Origin of the sequence: Sphingopyxis sp. H050 (assembly GCF_001468265.1) — a bacterium.
Taxonomy (GTDB): domain Bacteria; phylum Pseudomonadota; class Alphaproteobacteria; order Sphingomonadales; family Sphingomonadaceae; genus Sphingopyxis.
Window position 1 is genome coordinate 373,913 of sequence record NZ_LNRZ01000003.1, and the last position, 17,723, is coordinate 391,635.

At 65.5% G+C, this 17,723-nt stretch carries 16 protein-coding genes; 10 read left to right on the forward strand and 6 right to left on the reverse strand.

The window, feature by feature from the left end:
* Positions 1 to 42 precede the first annotated feature (42 nt).
* The 3 genes from ATE67_RS07975 to ATE67_RS07985 all read left to right on the forward strand — a co-directional run bounded on the left by ATE67_RS07975 (position 43) and on the right by ATE67_RS07985 (position 2,227).
* Entirely contained in the window at positions 43 to 633 is a 591-nt protein-coding gene (locus ATE67_RS07975; protein ID WP_197411900.1) for a TetR/AcrR family transcriptional regulator, read from the forward strand.
* A 181-nt stretch (positions 634 to 814) separates the two neighbouring features.
* Positions 815 to 1,690 (forward strand): SDR family NAD(P)-dependent oxidoreductase, encoded by an 876-nt coding sequence (locus ATE67_RS07980; RefSeq protein WP_082660267.1) that lies wholly within the window; start codon positions 815 to 817, stop codon positions 1,688 to 1,690.
* Between the two features lie 192 nt (positions 1,691 to 1,882).
* Entirely contained in the window at positions 1,883 to 2,227 is a 345-nt protein-coding gene (locus ATE67_RS07985; RefSeq protein WP_058816186.1) for a GIY-YIG nuclease family protein, read from the forward strand.
* A 179-nt stretch (positions 2,228 to 2,406) separates the two neighbouring features.
* Here ATE67_RS07985 and ATE67_RS07990 read toward each other — a convergent pair whose 3' ends face one another.
* From ATE67_RS07990 to ATE67_RS08000, 3 genes are all read right to left on the reverse strand, one after another.
* Positions 2,407 to 3,189 carry an SDR family NAD(P)-dependent oxidoreductase gene (locus ATE67_RS07990; RefSeq protein ID WP_058816187.1) on the reverse strand — a complete coding sequence of 261 codons (783 nt, stop codon included), beginning with the start codon at positions 3,187 to 3,189 and terminating at the stop codon, positions 2,407 to 2,409.
* Between the two features lie 133 nt (positions 3,190 to 3,322).
* Positions 3,323 to 4,804, reverse strand: coding sequence for an AMP nucleosidase (locus tag ATE67_RS07995; protein WP_058816188.1), 1,482 nt, complete (start codon positions 4,802 to 4,804; stop codon positions 3,323 to 3,325).
* A 71-nt stretch (positions 4,805 to 4,875) separates the two neighbouring features.
* Positions 4,876 to 5,358, reverse strand: a complete 483-nt coding sequence (locus tag ATE67_RS08000) for a peroxiredoxin (RefSeq protein ID WP_058816189.1) — start codon at positions 5,356 to 5,358, stop codon at positions 4,876 to 4,878.
* A gap of 131 nt (positions 5,359 to 5,489) precedes the next feature.
* Here ATE67_RS08000 and ATE67_RS08005 point away from each other — a divergent pair, with 131 nt between their 5' ends.
* Entirely contained in the window at positions 5,490 to 6,053 is a 564-nt protein-coding gene (locus ATE67_RS08005) for a YqgE/AlgH family protein (RefSeq protein ID WP_058816190.1), read from the forward strand.
* 3 nt (positions 6,054 to 6,056) lie between these two features.
* Here the strand turns inward: ATE67_RS08005 and ATE67_RS08010 are convergent, their stop codons facing one another.
* The gene (locus ATE67_RS08010) at positions 6,057 to 6,452 is read right to left on the reverse strand and encodes a hypothetical protein (RefSeq protein WP_058816191.1); all 396 of its coding nucleotides are present in this window, start codon (positions 6,450 to 6,452) and stop codon (positions 6,057 to 6,059) included.
* A gap of 396 nt (positions 6,453 to 6,848) precedes the next feature.
* Here ATE67_RS08010 and ahcY point away from each other — a divergent pair, with 396 nt between their 5' ends.
* A complete protein-coding gene (ahcY, locus tag ATE67_RS08015; protein ID WP_058816192.1) occupies positions 6,849 to 8,264 on the forward strand; it encodes an adenosylhomocysteinase in 1,416 nt (471 codons plus the stop codon).
* A gap of 146 nt (positions 8,265 to 8,410) precedes the next feature.
* Positions 8,411 to 11,548 carry a TonB-dependent receptor domain-containing protein gene (locus ATE67_RS08020; RefSeq protein ID WP_231728082.1) on the forward strand — a complete coding sequence of 1,046 codons (3,138 nt, stop codon included), beginning with the start codon at positions 8,411 to 8,413 and terminating at the stop codon, positions 11,546 to 11,548.
* Positions 11,549 to 11,608: 60 nt separating this feature from the next.
* On the opposite strand, the gene ATE67_RS08025 is transcribed toward ATE67_RS08020, so the two are convergent.
* The gene (locus ATE67_RS08025; RefSeq protein WP_231728083.1) at positions 11,609 to 12,700 is read right to left on the reverse strand and encodes a TIGR03032 family protein; all 1,092 of its coding nucleotides are present in this window, start codon (positions 12,698 to 12,700) and stop codon (positions 11,609 to 11,611) included.
* 65 nt (positions 12,701 to 12,765) lie between these two features.
* The gene (locus tag ATE67_RS21985; RefSeq protein WP_269433438.1) at positions 12,766 to 12,888 is read right to left on the reverse strand and encodes a hypothetical protein; all 123 of its coding nucleotides are present in this window, start codon (positions 12,886 to 12,888) and stop codon (positions 12,766 to 12,768) included.
* Positions 12,889 to 12,962: 74 nt separating this feature from the next.
* On the opposite strand from ATE67_RS21985, the gene ATE67_RS08030 reads away from it, so the two are divergent.
* The 4 genes from ATE67_RS08030 to ATE67_RS08045 all read left to right on the forward strand — a co-directional run bounded on the left by ATE67_RS08030 (position 12,963) and on the right by ATE67_RS08045 (position 17,721).
* A complete protein-coding gene (locus ATE67_RS08030) occupies positions 12,963 to 15,320 on the forward strand; it encodes a PAS domain-containing sensor histidine kinase (protein WP_058816194.1) in 2,358 nt (785 codons plus the stop codon).
* 261 nt (positions 15,321 to 15,581) lie between these two features.
* Positions 15,582 to 16,031: a tRNA (adenosine(37)-N6)-threonylcarbamoyltransferase complex ATPase subunit type 1 TsaE gene (gene tsaE / locus ATE67_RS08035; RefSeq protein ID WP_058816195.1), complete on the forward strand. Its 450-nt coding sequence runs from the start codon at positions 15,582 to 15,584 to the stop codon at positions 16,029 to 16,031.
* A complete protein-coding gene (locus ATE67_RS08040; protein WP_058816422.1) occupies positions 16,028 to 17,005 on the forward strand; it encodes an aminoglycoside phosphotransferase family protein in 978 nt (325 codons plus the stop codon). Before tsaE ends, ATE67_RS08040 begins: the two co-directional genes overlap by 4 nt.
* Complete coding sequence (locus ATE67_RS08045; RefSeq protein ID WP_156416950.1) at positions 17,002 to 17,721, forward strand: nucleotidyltransferase family protein; 720 nt, start codon at positions 17,002 to 17,004, stop codon at positions 17,719 to 17,721. Before ATE67_RS08040 ends, ATE67_RS08045 begins: the two co-directional genes overlap by 4 nt.
* Positions 17,722 to 17,723: the final 2 nt, after the last annotated feature.

The window sequence follows — 17,723 nt, forward strand, 5'->3', positions numbered from 1 at the left end:
CCCCGCTTGCCCAAACCTGCCCCCATGCCGTATCGCGCGAGCATGGCGACGAAGACCAACCCCGGACAAAGCACGCGCGACAAGCTGATCGACGCGGCGTTCCGCGCGGTCGCGCGCGACGGGCTGGCCGACACCAATGTCAAGTCGATCGCCGCCGAGGCGGGGGTCAACCCGGGGCTTCTCCACTATCATTTCGCGAGCAAGGATGCGCTGATCGAGGCCGCGGTCGAAAGCGCGACCGCGCGCTATCTGGCCGCGATCGACGCGCTGATCGCGGCGACCCCGCGCGCCGGGCTGTTCGACGCCTATGTCCGCTTCGCCGCCGAGACGCTGGCGGCCAATCGCGACCTCTTCCGCGTCCGGCTGGCGCTCGGCGCGCGCGCGATGAACGATGCGCGGCTCGCCGATTGGCTGGAGACGGGCAATGCCGCCGTCCGCGGCCGGCTGGCGACCATATTCGCCGCAGGGGCCGGCCGCGCCGTGCCCGACGAGAGCGACCGGCTGCGCGCGCGGATGACCAAGGCGGCGTTCGAGGGGATGATGCTGTCGTGGCTGACGCGGCCCGATTTCCCGATGCAGGAAGCGCTTGCTGAATGGGCCGCGGCGATGCGTCCGGGGCTGGGCGAGGGCTGATCCGCCCGCTGTCGCCGCCCGATAGGCGATTTTCCGTGAGGATTTGTGATCCCCGGCGCAAGCCGGGGCCCATGGTGTCGTCTGGGCCCCGGCTTGCGCCGGCGATCACAAAGAGTGTTGAATATCGGCTTCGGCATCGTTATTTGGTTGGTCAACCAACCAAATAAGAAGATCGCTGACTATGCATATCGTAATGACGGGCGCGACATCGGGTTTCGGGGCCAACGCGGCCGAGCGGCTGGCGGCGAGCGGGCACAAGCTGACGATCGGCGCGCGGCGTCCTGCGGCGGTCGACGCGGCGTGGGGCGCCGAGGCGTTGCCGCTCGACCTCGACGATTTTGCTTCGGTCGACCGCTTTGCCGAGGCGGTGGCGAAGGGGCCGGCGATCGAGGCGCTGGTGCTTAATGCGGGATTGCAGACGTCGAAGCTGGAGGTGGGCGCTGAGGGGTTCGAGCGGACCTTTGCGGTCAACCAGCTTGCGCATTTCCGGCTGCTCCACCGCCTGTTGCCGCACCTTGCGACCGGCGCGCGCGTGATCCTGACGGGCAGTGGAACGCATGATCCCGAGGAAAAGACGCCGGTGACGCCGCCCGCGCATGCCAATGCCGGATGGCTGGCGTACCCCGATCGCGACCCGACGCTGCCGAAGACGGATCGGGCGCAGGCGTTCCGCGCCTATAGTTCGTCGAAGCTCGCGAATATCATGACCGCGCGCGAACTGGCGCGCCGCCGCCCCGATCTCGCCGCGATGAGCTTCGACCCCGGCTATGTGCCGTGGACCGGCCTCGCGCGGTCGAGCGGGAAGATCGTGTCGTCGCTGGTCAGCCTGATCCTGCCGCTGACGATGAAGCGCGACCGCAAGAGCACGGTCGCGCAGTCGGGCGAATATCTCGCCGCGCTGGCGGCGGCGCCGGCCCATGCCGCGGCGCAGGGCGATTACTGGTCGGTGCGCAATCCGGCGCTGGTGCGGATCGAGCCGTCGGCGCTGGCGCGCGACGATGCCGCGTGCGCGAAGCTTTGGGAGGATTGTGCGGGGTTGATGGGGTTCAAGCCCTGATCCTCCCTGCGGCATAGCCGTGGGGAGGGGGATTGTCGCCGCAGGCGATGGTGGAGGGGCCGCAACGGTCGCGCCAAAGGCCCCTCCGTCAGCGCTCCGCGCTGCCACCTCCCATCGCTACGCGACAGGGAGGATCATCACCATCGTCACCCCGGGCTTGACCCGGGGGCCGCCTTGCCTTTCCATGCCCGCATGGAGCGCCAGCCCTGCGTCTATATTCTCGCGCGGTCGTCGCACGGCACGCTCTACACCGGGGTCACGTCGAACCTCGTCCAGCGCATCTATCAGCATCGCGAAGGGACGTTCGACGGCTTCACCAAGGATTATGCGATCAAGCGCCTCGTCTGGTTCGAGCAGCACGCCACGATGGATGCGGCGATCCTGCGCGAGAAGCGCATCAAGCGATGGCTGCGGGCGTGGAAATATGAGCTGGTGGGCGCGATGAACCCGACGTGGCGCGATCTGGCGGAGGATTTCGGGTTCGCACCGTTAGTGCCGGGAAGAGGGAAGGCGGATCCCGGGTCAAGCCCGGGATGACGAAGGTAGGAAGCGATCGGAACACGACATTTATAGCTTCGTCATCCTGAACTTGTTTCAGGATCCATGGTCTGCCGTTTCCTTCGGCGCGGCATTTCATTCGAGCTCAGACCATGGATGCTGAAACAAGTTCAGCATGACGAGAATTGAACGTCCGCTCCCCACTCCAAAGCAGCCCCTCACGCATTCCGCGCCATCAGCCCGCCGTCGACCGGGATCACAGCGCCGGTGATATAGCTTGCCGCGGGCAGCACCAGGCTCAGCGTCACATGCGCGACTTCCTCGGGTTCGCCATAGCGGCGGAGCGCGGTGCGGCGTTTGGCGAAGACGGCCTTGTCCTCTTCGGGCACCTTGTCGGTCATGCCGGTGCGGATCGGGCCGGGGCAGATGCAGTTGACGGTGATGCCGTCCTTGCCGAGATCGACCGCGAGGCCCCTCGTCAGCCCGGTGACGCCGGTCTTGGCGGCGACGTAAGGCGTATCGCCGGGGGTCGCGCCGAGGCCTTCGGTCGAGGCGATGTTGACGATGCGTGCGGCGTCGCTTTGGCGCAGGTGGGGCAGTGCGGCGCGGACCATGCGTTGGTGCGCGGTCAGCATCACCGCGAGCGCGCGGTGCCAGATGGCTTCATATTCATCCTCGGCGTCGAGCGGGGCGAAGCTGGAGACGCCGGCGTTGTTGATGAGGATGTCGATGCCGCCGAAATGCGCGGCGATTTCGCTCACAACGCGCTTGATCGCCTCGCCGTCGGCGACGTCGAGGGCGAAGGCTTTGACGTTCGGGCCGGCTTCGGCGGCGACAGCCTGGCAGGCTGTCAGGTCCAGGTCGGTGACCGCGACCTTTGCGCCTTCGCTCGCGAGAAGCAGCGCGGTCGCGCGGCCCATGCCGCTCGCGGCGCCGGTGACGATCGCGACGCGGCCGGCGATGGAGCGGGAGAGGGGTCGGGTTCGACGTGCATTCGCCATTCGCTTTCCTTTTCCCGTTCGCCTTGAGCTTGTCGAAAGGCTGTCCTTTCTTCGACGTTAAAGGGAAGAACGGCCCTTCGACAAGCTCAGGGCGAACGGGCGTGGGAATGTCGCGTGGACGAGTCCCAATCCGTCAACGGAACGGCGGCTCGTTGAACGCGCGCAGTTTGCGGCTGTGGAGCTTGGCGCCTTCGTCGCGCATCGTTTCGCACGCGCGGATGCCGATCTGGAGGTGCGCGGCGATCGCTTCCTCGTAGAAGCGGTTCGCCTGTCCGGGCAGCTTGAGTTCGCCGTGGAGCGGCTTGTCGCTGACGCAAAGCAGGGTGCCGTATGGGACGCGGAAACGGTAACCCTGCGCGGCGATCGTCGCCGACTCCATGTCGATGCCGATCGCGCGCGACTGCGAGAAGCGCAGCGCGCTGTCGGTGTAGCGCAGCTCCCAATTGCGGTCGTCGGTGGTGACGACGGTGCCGGTGCGCATGCGTTTCTTGAGGTCGGCGCCGCTGGCGCCCGACACCGCTTCGGCGGCGCTGGCCAGCGCCTGTTGCACCTCGGCGATCGGCGGGATCGGGATTTCGACCGGCAGCACCGCGTCGAGGATATGATCGTCGCGGAGATAGGCGTGGGCGAGCACATAGTCGCCGATGCGCTGGCTGGGACGAAGGCCCCCGCAGTGGCCGATCATCAGCCACGCCTCGGGGCGCAGCACCGCGAGATGGTCGCAGATCGTCTTGGCGTTCGACGGGCCGACGCCGATGTTGACGAGCGTGATGCCGCCGCCGTCGGGGGCGATGAGGTGATAGGCGGGCATCTGGTGCCGCCGCCAGGCGCTGTCGGCGACGAGCGCGCTGGCGTTGACGCCGGGCTGGTCGACATAGAGGCCCGCAGCGCCCGCGAGCGCGGTGTAGCGGCCCTGTCCGACCTGCGCCCCCGCCCAGGCGACGAATTCGTCGACGTAGCGGTGATAGTTGGTGAAGAGGATGTAGCGCTGGAAATGCTCGGGCGCGGTGCCGGTGTAGTGGCGGAGGCGCGCGAGGGAGAAGTCGGTGCGCAGCGCGTCGAACAGCGCGAGCGGCTGCGACGCGGCGGGATCCTGCCCGAACAGGCCGTCGGCGAGCTCGTCGCCGATGTCGGCAAGCTCGGTGGTCGGAAAGTGCCGCGCAAGTTCGAGCGGGGTGACGCCGCCCATGTCCGATCCGTCGCTCGCGTCGAGGACGTAAGGAAAGGGGATCTGCTGCCCGGTGCGCGTGACTTCGAGGCTGATGTCGTAATGGCGCGCGAGGAGGGTGAGCTGTTCGCGGAGATAATCGGCGAAGAGGTCGGGGCGCGTTACCGTGGTGACGAACTCTCCCGCGCGCTCGAAGCGGCCGAAAGCGAGGTTGTGGCCCGTCTGGCCTTCGCGCTGCTCGCCCGTCGTGACGAGGCGGATCGCGGGATAGTCGAACAGCCCTGTCGCAGCGGCGTCGGCCGGCGGCAGGGTGCGATCGTGCACATAGGCGGCGATGGCGGATTTGAGATTGGTGACCGAGGTGCGGAACTTGTCCTGAAGCTCGGTGATGATCCCCTCGACGAGGGTGGTGTGATCGGTGGTTTCTGGCGATGAGTTGGATGTCATCAGGGCGCTGTTGCACGAAAATGTGACAAAAGGGAAGGGGGCGGCCCGATACGGCGCCGCCCCCGATTTCCTTACAGCTGCTCGAGCATATGGTCGGCGCTCGACACCTTGAATTCGCCGGGGGCTTCGACGTTGAGCTGTTCGACGACGCCGTCGTTGACGATCATCGAGAAGCGCTGGCCGCGCTTGCCCATGCCGAAAGCGGTGCCGTCCATGGTCAGGCCGACCGCGTCGGCGAAGGCGCCGTTGCCGTCGGCGAGCATGGTGACGCTCTTGCCCGCGCCGGCGCTCTTGCCCCACGCGCCCATCACGAAGGCGTCGTTGACCGCGGTGCAGACGATCTCGTCGACGCCCTTGGCCTTCAGCTCGTCGGCCTTGTCGACGAAGCCCGGCAGATGCTTGGCCGAGCAGGTCGGGGTGAAGGCGCCGGGGACCGAGAAGAGCGCGACCTTGCGGCCCTTGAAATAATCGGCGGTGGTGACCTGCTCGGGGCCGTTTTCGGTGACCTTTACGAAGGTGGCGTCGGGGAGCTTGTCGCCGGGCTGGATCGTCATGGAAGGCATCCTTTCACTCGAGGGGATTGGTTCGGGCGCGACATTGGGGCACGGCGGCGGCGAGTCAAGCTTGCCGGATCAATTCGTCAAAGCCGCTGGACCCTTTTCGCCCCGCGGGGCATTACAGGAGCATGGACACGACGCCGACCTGGTTCACCGGCCAGCTGCTGCTCGCACTGCCCGGCATCGGCGATCCCCGCTTCGAACATGCGGTGATCGCGATGGTCAGCCATGACGAGGACGGCGCGATGGGCATCGGCATCGCCGACCCGATCGACGGCATGACCGTCGGCGCGGTTCTCGACCAGCTCGACATCGAGCATGACGCGCCGCTGGAGCAGCCGGTCTATCTGGGCGGGCCGGTCGAGCAGACGCGCGGCTTCGTGATCCACAGCCGCGACTGGGCTGGCGCCGAGGCGCTGCAGGTCGCCGACCGCTGGCTGGTGTCGAGCTCGCACGACATTTTGCGCGCGATCGGCGCCGGGCGCGGGCCGAAGCAGTGGATGGTGGCGCTGGGCTATGCCGGCTGGTCGCCGGGGCAGCTCGAAGAGGAAATGGTGCGACACGGCTGGCATGTGACGCCGGGGAGCGACGCCATCTTGTTCGACACGCCGCCCACCAAGCGCTGGCAGGCGGCGTTCGCGGAAGCGGGAGTGGACGCCCGCCTGCTCACCACCGAAGGCGGTGAGGCGTAATCTTCAGCGCGCGAGGGCGAGCAGCGGCTTGCCCTGGTTGAGGTTGGCCAGCGCGGTGCGCGCGGCCCAGCGCGAATCCATATAGGTGCCGTTCGCGAGCTCGACGTCGTAGCGGATGTCGCTGGTGATCGCGGCCTTGTACGCGGTCTGCGCGTCGGCGGTCTGGCCGAGGCGGGCGTAGGCGGTGCCGAGGTTGATCAGGCGCGACGGGTCGTCACGATCGAGCGAACTATGCGTCAGCTTGTCGACCGCCATCGCGTTCTGGCCGGCCTTGAGTTCCTCATAGGCGACCGACAGCGGCGCCGAATCATTTTCTTCAGCGCCCGTCACGACGATCGATTGCGCCGCGGCAGGGGTCGCGAAAGCAAGAGCGACGAGCGGCAGCAGGATTTTTTTCATCTGGTGTATCTCCCCGAAAACTTGAGAGGATTTTCTCGCTCATGCCCCGGAAAGTCAATATTTCCGGGGCTTTGTAACACTCATGTCACAAAGAGGAATTAGGCTATTCGCCAAGGCGCATTATAAGTCAGGATTTTCATGATCTTGGCTTTCGAGACTCGATGTCACAGTTCCGCAGCGCGGGCTGTCACAATCCGATCGCGCAAAAATTTATTTTCGGGCGGTCCCGCTTTTCGGGCGGTTGAGTCGTGCCCGAAGCGCTGCGGAGCACCGCGCCGATCTTGATCATATAAAGAAAACTTTATATTTGATCGCGGACGCGCTTTCGGCTAGGGCGCGCACGAAAATTACGTGACCGCTCGCCTGCGGTCGACCTTGCCAAATGGAGAATTCCCCGTGGCCACTCTCGCCGCCGACACCCGCGATTATGTCGTTGCCGACATCAGCCTTGCCGACTTCGGCCGCAAGGAAATCAACATTGCCGAAACCGAAATGCCGGGCCTGATGGCGCTGCGCGCCGAATATGGCGCGGCGCAGCCGCTCAAAGGCGCGCGCATCACCGGTTCGCTGCACATGACGATCCAGACCGCGGTGCTGATCGAGACGCTGACCGCGCTCGGCGCCGAAGTGCGGTGGGCGACGTGCAACATCTTCTCGACCCAGGACCATGCCGCCGCCGCGATCGCCGCGTCGGGCGTGCCGGTGTTCGCGGTGAAGGGCGAGAGCCTGGCCGATTATTGGGACTATGTCGGCCGCATCTTCGACTGGGGGGTCGAGGATGGCACGACCGCGAACCTGATCCTCGACGACGGCGGCGACGCCACGATGTTCGCGCTGTGGGGCGCGAAGCTCGAGGCCGGCGAAACGATGCCGGCGCCCGAGAATGAGGAAGAGATCGAGATGCAGCGCGCGCTGAAGGCGTTCGTTGCCGCGAACCCCGGCTACCTCACCAAGACCGTCAAGGCGATCAAGGGCGTGTCGGAAGAAACGACGACCGGCGTCCACCGCCTGTACCACATCGCCAAGAAGGGCGAGCTGCCCTTCCCCGCGATCAACGTCAACGACAGCGTCACCAAGTCGAAGTTCGACAATCTTTATGGCTGCAAGGAATCGCTCGTCGACGCGATCCGCCGCGGCACCGACGTGATGCTGGCGGGCAAGGTCGCGACCGTCGCCGGCTTCGGCGACGTCGGCAAGGGCTCGGCGCAGAGCCTCCGCAACGGCGGCGCGCGCGTCCTCGTCACCGAAATCGACCCGATCTGCGCGCTGCAGGCGGCGATGGAAGGCTTCGAGGTCGTGACGATGGACGAAGCCGTCAAGCGTTCGGACATCTTCGTCACCGCGACCGGCAACGCCGACGTGATCACCGCCGACCATATGGCGGCGATGAAGAATATGGCGATCGTCTGCAACATCGGCCATTTCGACAGCGAGATCCAAATCGCGGCGCTCGCCAACTACAAGTGGACCGAAGTGAAGCCGCAGGTCGACCTAGTCGAGTTCCCCGACGGCAAGCAGATCATCATCCTGTCGAAGGGCCGCCTGGTCAATCTCGGCAACGCGACGGGCCACCCGAGCTTCGTGATGTCGGCGAGCTTCACCAACCAGACGCTGGCGCAGATCGAGCTCTGGACGCGCAGCGAGCAGTACAAGAACGACGTCTATGTCCTGCCGAAGCACCTCGACGAAAAGGTCGCGGCGCTGCACCTCGAAAAGCTGGGCGTGCAGCTGTCGAAGCTGACCCAGAAGCAGGCCGATTACATCGGCGTGCCGGTCGAAGGGCCGTTCAAGCCCGACCATTATCGTTACTGATCGTTCATAACTTGTTGCTTTAGGGCCACAACGCTCTCCAAAAATGGGACGCGGTGTGGCCCTTTTGCGTTATCGCATTGACTTCATCCCGTGTTTTCCTCTGAATTCGTGCAGCCGGGGGGCATACCGAAGGAGTTCCGGGGATTATGACCTCTCGCGATATGCGCGCCTGTCTCTATGCAGGCATTTCAGCCGTTGCACTATTAGCTTCCGCGGCGCCGGCTCATGCACAGGATGCGACGCCCGAAGATCAGGTGAGTGATACCGCGGCACCGCCTGAAGAGCGAAGCGGCGACGAGATCATCGTTACCGGATCGCGTATTTCGCGTCCCAATTTCGATACGGTCGAACCGTCGGTCGTCATCAGCGGCGACCAGATTGAGTCGCGCGGTTTCGAAACGCTTGGTCAGGCGCTGAACGAGCTTCCGGCCTTTGGCGTCCCCGGAAGCAGCCCGGTCGGCGCGGCTCAATCGGCCTTCGGTCCCGGTCAGAGTTTCGTCAACTTTCTGGGCCTCGGATCGGAACGCACCCTGACGTTGGTCAACGGTCGACGCTTCGTCGGCTCCAACACCGCGTCGATCTTTGGCCCGACCGGACAGGGCGGCAATCAGGTCGACCTCAACGTCATTCCCACCAAGCTGATCGACCGTGTGGAGACAATCGTCATTGGCGGTGCGCCGATTTACGGTTCGGATGCGATCGCGGGCACCGTCAACGTCATCCTGAAACGCGACTATGAGGGCCTTGAACTAGACGGCCAGTACGGCATTTCCAGCCGCGGCGACGCGGCCAATTATCGCTTCCGCGCGCTTGCCGGCAAAAACTTCCTCGATGGCCGAGCCAATGTTACGATTTCCGGCGAGTACAACAGGGGCGAGGGCCTTCTGCAGACGGACCGCCCCCGCCTCTATGACGGCGGGTTCTATGGTCGTCCCAACGACCCCAATTCACCGTTCGATAATGTGATCTTCCGTGATCGTCGCATCCCGACGATTTCGGAGTTCGGCATCCCTACGGTGTTCGATTTCATTCCGGTCAGTCAGGGGCAGCAAAATAATCTCGGCTTCCCGCAGGGCGGCTTTGTCGACGCGCAAGGTAATGCATTGCGCTTCGATGCGACGGGTAACCTGATTCCGATCGATTTCGGTACCTCGTTCGGTCCGCTCGACGCGAATGGCGACCCGCTGTCTTTCGATATCAACTCTTCGGGCGGCAACGGCTTCAGCCTTGTGCCGCTTTCCAACCTGCTGACTGATACCGAACGCTATAGTGCCAACCTGCTGCTGAGCTTCGATCTTTCGGACAATATCCGGCTATTCGGTGAAGGCTGGTACAGCCGCAGCAAGGGCGTCAACCTGCGCGACCAGCCGGAATATAACAGCTATCTGTTCGGCTATGCGGGTGACCCAGCCGGCGCAATCATCTTGAGCACGGACAATCCGTTCCTGACGCCTCAGGCCCGCGCGATCATCCAAGCACAGGCAATCGGCGACACCTTCCTGCTGCAGCGCGCCAACACCGACGTGATTTCGGGCCGCGCCACCGGCAACGTCGAAATCCAGCGCTACGTCCTGGGCGTCGATGGGAAGTTCAACGGCATCGGCGGACGCGAATGGGCGTTCGAGATTGTCGGCAATTACGGCCGGTCGGAAACCAACGGCAAGGTCCCGGCGATTGTCACGCAGAACTTCCTGAATGCGGTTGATGCGGTCGATCAGGGCCTGTTCAACGGGGGGCCGGCGAACGGGAACATCATCTGCCGCCCGGGTTCGGTGAATTCGGCGGCCGAGACGATCAGTTCGACCTGCGCTCCGTTGAACCTGTTCGGCGCACAGACGTCGCAGGCAGCGCGCGACTATGTCACGGCGATCACCCGGCCCGTGTCTGTCAACAAGCAGAAAATATTCACCGCTTCCCTGACGGGGCCGTTATTCTCGCTTCCCGGCGGCGATTTCTCGTTCGCGATTGGGTATGAGCATCGCGCGGAATCGCAGGACTTTGATCCGGGCGCATTCAACCGCGGCGGCGACGATCCCGATCCGCTGACCGACGCGGACGGTGACGGCGATCCCACCAACGACCGCGTTCCTTTTGGCCAGTCGGTCATCATCCAGCCGCTCAGCGGAAAATATAATACTGACGAGGTCTTCGGCGAACTTCGCGCTGCGCTTGTCGGCCCGTCGAACAATGTTCCGCTCATCTACTCGCTCGAGCTGCAAGGCGCGGCACGCTATGTCGATCACTCGACGGCTGGCGGCGATCTAACCTGGACGGCGGGCGCCAGCTGGCAGCCGATCCGCGATATCACGATCCGCGGCAATTACACCCGGGCGATTCGTGCGCCGTTCATCACCGAAGCGTTCAACCCGTCGAGCAGCTTCTTCGATTTCGCGGACGATCCGTGCGATCAGTTCCTCCAGGACGAAGGTCCGGCGCCGGCAACGCGTGCCGCCAACTGCGCGGCAGACGGAATCCCGGCCAACTTCGATGCGACCTCGGACGACGCCAGCTTCCTCCAGGCGGTCGTGGGGAACCCGAACCTCCGAAACGAGAAATCGAGCGCTTTCACCATCGGTGCGGTTCTGCGTCCGAGCTTCATTCCGCGCCTCTCGCTCTCGGTCGACTATGTCGATATCAAGGTAAGGGACGTGATCACGCAGCTTGGCGCGAATGAAATCGTCGCCAATTGCTACGATTCCGCCGACTTCCCCAATTCGGATTTCTGCGACCGGTTCACGCGTGATGCGACCAACCAGCTCGACTTTATCTCGACGGGTTATTTCAACGCGGCCGAGTTGCGGTACAAGGGCATCTTGGCGGCGCTCGACTATCGCGTCGCAACGCCGTTCCTCGGTGCCGAATCGAACGTCGGCCTCAATGCCAGCTATCAGTATCTGGACACGCTGACGTCGCGCGCAGATGCAAATTCGGCGCCGGCGACCAACAATGGCGAGGTCGGATATTCACGGCATCAGGCGGTGGCGACGATCGACTATAACAACAAGGGCTTCAGCACGTTCCTGCAGGCGAACTACACCGGCCCTGCTGTGTTCGATGCGGACGCCACCGACACGTTCCAAGACCCTGACGGTGTAGGCAGCTTTCTCTATTTCAACGCCGGCATGACCTATCGGATCGACAAGTCCTTCTCGATCCGGTTTGTCGTCGACAATTTGTTCGATCGCAAGCCGCCGTTCCCGTCGCCGACCGGTGGCGGCACGATTACCTATTTCCCGGGAGTGCTCGGTCGGTATTTCCGCGTCGGGGCCAGCGTCGGCTTCTGATAGCGACCGGGACGAAAAAGAAGGGGCCGCGCCGGAAACGGAGCGGCCCTTTCCTTTGCTTCAAGCTTCGTCGCCGATGCTTACCGCTCCGATCATCTCGACCGTTGCTGGGCCAACCGTCATTGGATTCCGGACGCCCGGAAGAATCGCGACATCGAACATTTCGGTAAAGGCGCCGCCCAGAAGTATCGAGTGAACGGTTTGCCCGGTTCGCGTATCTATGATCAGGACGCCGCATTGCGCATCGAGCTTGCGGTCCTCCAAGCCGGTCTGGACCGCGAGATCTTTGAACTTGCCTTCGCGCCCCAGCGAGACAGTGACGACTGCGAAGTCCTCGTGAAAGACAAGTCCGCGCAGAAAGCCGGGGCAGAAGGCGACATCTTCCTGATGCCCACCGGCCAGATCGGTCCGGACAATAAAGCCCCGTCCGGAATCGAGGAACCACAGCGCACCGTCGTGCAGCCGCGGACTGTGCGGCATCGTCAAACCGCGCACCACCACTTCACCGCTTGCAACATCCATGACCACGCCGCCGCCCATGCGCGCTGTACGCCAGCCGTCCTTTTCATCCGCCAAGGCCGCCATCGTGACGAAGCGGGGACGCCCGTGGTGCATCGCCATTCCATTGAGGTGACAACGATCTTCTGGAGCAAGGGCCGAAATAAATCTGGGTTTCCATATTGGCCGGAAGCTGTGGACCTCGTCGATCGTCGCGAGACATGAATAGCGGGAGTTGACGAAGACGATCCGGTCGTCGGCATCGAACGCCAACTCATGCGTGTCGACATAGCCGACGGTGTGGGCGGTGCGCGGGACGAGGGCCATGTCGAATGCGTTGTTGGCATATTGGCCGGGGCGCAGCATGTTTTCGAGTCGCCAGATCTGGAACATGGAGCCGACGAGCAATCTTCCGCGATCGTAGCAAAGCCCGGTCGCGCGCGCGTAATTCTGCTGGTTGAAGGACATGCGCATGTCCGGCCCGACACCCGCGACGATCAGCTGGCCGGTCTGGTAAGAGGTGAATGCGAGCGAAATCCGTTCGGCCAGCATCCAGTCGGCCAACCCGGCCGAAATGGCAATCGGCGCATCGCCCGGATCATGGGCGGCGGGGTCGGTGATCGTGGCCGCCAGAGCTGACAATTTCCCTTCCACGCATCCTCCTCAACCGGCTTTGCCGGCCGCGCCTCCGAATCCGGGGTTCGGCGTTTCGATCTTCGCTACGCGACGCCCGCGACGCCTGCAAAAGGATTATGGGCTATCCAGCCGCGCGCACGTGCGGCAAGAAGGGCGCGGCGGACGTCCGACGACATATTGCCCCACGCCGAACGATTGAAACCCATTGTTACAGTCGATAGGGCAGTCGGATGGCAACGCGCCCTTACTTTCCTTTTTCACATCCGAGACCGGCCCAACCATGACCCTGTCGTCGGGGGCAGTTTTCGCTGTCGGCCTGTTCGCAGCCCTGTGGCTGCTTGCCGGGCTGTGGGCGACCTTGCGCGGAATCGCGATGCAGCGGCGCTCGGCCTTTGTCGCGGGGCAGACCGAGCGGCTGGCGAGCCTGGTCGAGGCGTCGCCGCAGCTGCCCGTCGTCGTCCGCGCCGACTGGCGGATCGAGGCGAGCGAGCGGCTGGGGCGCTGGCTGGGGTTGGAGCAGGGGCCACGCAGCTTCGACGAACTGCGCGGGCTCGATGCCGGGCTCGATGCCGCGGGGCATGAGCAGTTACGCCAGGCGATCCTCGGCGCGCAGCGCGGGGCGAAGGCTTTCGTTCTCAGCGTGAAGCCGCAGGGTAGCAGCCGGACCATCGTCATCCACGGCGCCGCGGCGCCGCAAGCGGTCGCCGGGCCGGGCAGCGTGCTGCTCTGGATCAGCGACGCGACCGACGGGCAGCAGTCGCTGGCGCAGGCGCGCCACGAGCGCGACGAGGCGATGGCGGCCTTCGAGGCCTTGTCGGGGCTGATCGAGGCCGCGCCCTTTCCGATGTGGTTCCGCGAAACCGACATGCGGCTGGCGCTGGTCAACGGCGCCTATGTCCGCGCGGTCGAGGCGAAGAGCGCGAGCGCGGTGATCGAGGCCGGGATCGAGCTGTGCGAGCCGGTCGCGGGGGTCAGCGCCAGCGATGCGGCCGAGGCGGCGCGAACCGCGGGCTCGGCGCAGCAGCGCACCGTGCCGGTGACGATCGAGGGCGAACGGCGGATCATGCGCGTCGTCGACGTGCCGCTGGCGCCCGAGGGCGGGCGCGTGATCGGCATCGCCGGCTATGCGATCGACATGCAGGAGCTGGAGAGCGAGCGCGGCGCGCACCGCCGGTTCGTCGATACCCAGCGCGAGCTGCTCGACCGGCTGTCGGCCGCGGTCGCGCAGTTCGGCCAGGATCAGGGGCTGGTGTTTGCGAATCAGCCCTTCCGCCGCCTGTTCGCGCTCTCCGCCGACGATGTGTCCGAAGGACGCTCCTTTGCGCGGCTGCTCGACCTGTGGCGCGAGGGCGGGCGCACGCCCGAGGTGCGCGACTTTCCCGAATGGCGGCAGGCGCATGTCGACTGGTTCGCCAAGCCCGAAGCGAGCGAGGAAGACTGGTTGCTGCGCGACGGCACCCACCTGCACGTCGTCGCGCAGCCGACCCCCGATGGCGGGCTGTTGCTGATCGCCGAGGACCGGACCGAGCAGGTCCAGCTCGCCGGCGCGCGCGACACGCTGCTCCGCGTGCGCACCGCGACGTTCGACAATCTGTTCGAGGCGATCGCAGTGTTCGCGCCCGACGGGCGCCTGCACCTGTGGAACCAGCGCTTCCGGCGCCTCTGGAATATCGACGAGCATATCCTTGCCGGGCACCCGCGGGTCGATGCGCTGATGGGCGGATTGGCGGACCGGCTCGCCAAGCCGAGCCAGATCAGCGTCATGCAGGAGGTGATCCGCGCCGCAACGCTGGAGCGGACGCAGCGCGTCGGCGAGGTGCGTTTCGCCGACGGGCGCCATTTCGATTTTTCCTCGATCCCGCTGCCCGACGGCAATGCGCTGTTGATCATGCTCGACATCACCGCGAGCCGGAAGATGGAAGGCGCGCTGCGCGAGCGCAACGAGGCGCTGGAGGCCGCGGACAAGGTCAAGACGGCGTTCCTGTCGCGGATGAGCTATGAGCTGCGCACGCCGCTGACCTCGATCGGCGGCTTCGGCGAGATGCTGCAGGCGGGCTATGCCGGCGAGCTGCCGGCCTCCGCGAAGGCCTATGTCGATGCGATCATGGATTCGGTCGGGGTGCTGGGGCGGCAGATCGACGACGTGCTCGACCTGGCGCAGGGCGAGGCGGGGACGCTGGCGATCGAGCGCGCGCCGGTCGATGTGAAGGCGCTGCTCGGCAAGGCGCTGGCCGATGCGACGATATTCGCCGACGCCGAGAAGATGGAGCTGGTCGGGCAATTGTCGGCGAACCTCGGCACGATCGCGGGCGACGCGCCGCGTCTGTCGCGTCTCGTCGCGGGGCTGCTCGACAATGCGATCCGTTTCACCGCTCCGGTCAGGCGCAGCGGCGGCCGGGTGCTGCTCCATGCCGACGGCGACGACACGGGTGTCGAGATCGTCGTGTCCGACAATGGTCCCGGCATGCCCGACGCGATCGCCGCGATCACCGAGGGTACGCAAGCGGCGACGCAGAGCGGCGGTATCGGCCTTTCGCTCGCCCGCCAGCTCGTCGCGGCGCACGGCGGGACGATGCAGGTGATGAGCGAGAAGGGGCAGGGGACGCTGGTGCGCGTGAGCCTGCCGCGGGGAGCGTGAGGATGGCTTTTCCTGCGCCGATGAAGGATTTGGGCGGAGGCGCGGAGAAGAAGACTGGATTCGCGCGAAGACGCGAAGACGCGAAGAAGGCGCGCCGGGCCGCCAGGCCCCGTCTTATTTCGAAGGCCCCGCCCCAACGCGACGCAGCGGATAGCAGGCCGCTTTGCGGCAAACGCGACATCTTTGCGTCTTCGCGTCTTCGCGTGAACCGGGAATCGCCGCAATTCCGGCGGTTCTGTGCGAATCCGTTTCAGGGCCGCCATGGAATATAGCGGCGCCTATGATCTCGCCGAAGCAGACCGCATCGGTGCGGCAATCGGTGCGGCGTTGATGCCGGGCGACGTCGTGCTGCTGTCGGGCGATCTCGGCGCGGGGAAGACGACGCTGGCGCGCGCGATGCTGAAGGCGCGCGGGCTGGCGGGCGAGGCGCCGAGCCCGACGTTCGCGATCGTTCAGCCCTATGCGCCGCCCGAGGTCGATCTGCCCATCGCGCATGTCGACCTGTACCGGATCGAGGAAGAGGACGAACTGATCGAGCTCGGCCTCGACGATTATCTCTATGACGGCGCGCTGCTGATCGAATGGCCCGAGCGGCTGGGGTCGCAGGGCTGGGCCGCGGCGCTACGCCTGAGCATTTCAGGACAGGGCGGCGCGCGCGTCTTGACAGCGGCGGTGCCGACGTCTTGGGGGAGCCGATGGCCGCTCCGATGATTCCGCCCGCGCATGCCCCGGCCTTTCTCGCCGCGCATGGCTGGGGCGACGCCCAGATTTTGCCGCTCGCGGGGGACGCCTCCTTCCGCCGCTATTTTCGCGTCGTCGACAAGGGCCGGCAGGCGGTGCTGATGGACGCGCCGCCGCCGCACGAGGACCCGCGGCCGTTCATCGCGGTCGCCGAATATCTGTGCGGGCTGGGGCTGAACGCGCCGACGATCCTGGCGCGCGATCTGGCGCAGGGGCTGCTGCTGATCGAGGATTTCGGCGATGTGCGGCTGCGCGAGACGGTCGACGAACAGCTGCACCGCGAAAGCGATTATTACGCGGGCGTGACCGACCTGCTCGTGCACCTTCATGCGCGTCCCGCGATGGACGGGCTGCCGGTGCATGGGCTCGAACAATGGCTGGACGAGGTGATGCTGTTCACCGACTGGTATTGCCCGGCGCTCGATCTGGAGGTCGACCGCGACGGGTTCCGCGCCGCATGGCAAGCGGTGCTGGCGCCGGTCGAGGCCGACGGGCTGCCGCGCGTCACCGTGCTGCGCGACTTTCATGCCGAGAATATCATGCTGGTGCAGGGGCAGGACGGCGTCGCGCATTTCGGGCTGCTCGATTTCCAGGACGCGCTGGTCGGGCACCCGGCCTATGATCTCGCCTCGGTGCTCGAGGATGCGCGGCGCGATGTGACGCCCGCGGTCGAGGCGGCGATGCTCGATCGCTATGTCGCAGCAACGGGGCAGGGCGAGGCGTATCGCAATGCCTATTGGGCGCTCGCGGCGCAGCGCAACACGCGCATCCTTGGCGTCTTCGTCCGGCTGTGGAAGCGCGACGGCAAGCCCGGATACCGCCAGTTCCAGCCGCGCATGTGGGGGCTGCTCGAACGCGACCTCGCGCATCCGGCGCTTGTTCCCGTCCGGCAATGGTTCGACGCCAATGTCCCCGCCTCGAAGCGGGCGGAGGCCTGGTCGTGACGGCAAGGATCGAAAGCGCGATGGTGATGGCGGCGGGGATCGGCAAGCGGATGCGCCCGCTGACCGCGACGCGGCCCAAGCCGCTGGTGCGCGTGGCCGGCAAGGCGCTGATCGACCACAGCCTCGACCGGATCGAGGCGGCGGGGATCGGCCATGTCGTGGTCAACGTCCATTATCTCGCGGACGCGCTGGAAGCGCATCTGGCGGCGCAGAAGCGCCGCTTCACGATCGCGGTGTCCGACGAGCGGGCACAATTGCTCGAAACCGGCGGCGGGATGATGAAGGCGCTGCCCTTGCTCACCGGCGATCCGATCCTGATCGTCAACAGCGACAATATCTGGACCGACGGGCCGCAGGACAGCATCGCCAACCTCGCGCGCCACTGGGACGATGCGAAGATGGACGCGCTGCTGCTCGTGATCCGGCAGGCGAGCGCGACGGGGCATGGCGGCAAGGGCGATTTTCACATGGACCCGGCGGGCAAGCTGTCGCGCCGCAAGCCGGGGCGGATCGCGCCGTTCGTCTATACCGGCATCCAGCTGGTGTCGCGGCGTCTGCTCGTCGATGCGCCCGAGGGGCCGTTTTCGACCAACATATTGTGGGACCGCGCGATCGCGGCGGGGCGGCTCTATGGGCTGTCGCATATGGGGCAGTGGTTCGACGTCGGGACGCCGGCAAGCATCGCGCCGACCGAAGCCGCGCTGGGCGAGGTTTGACA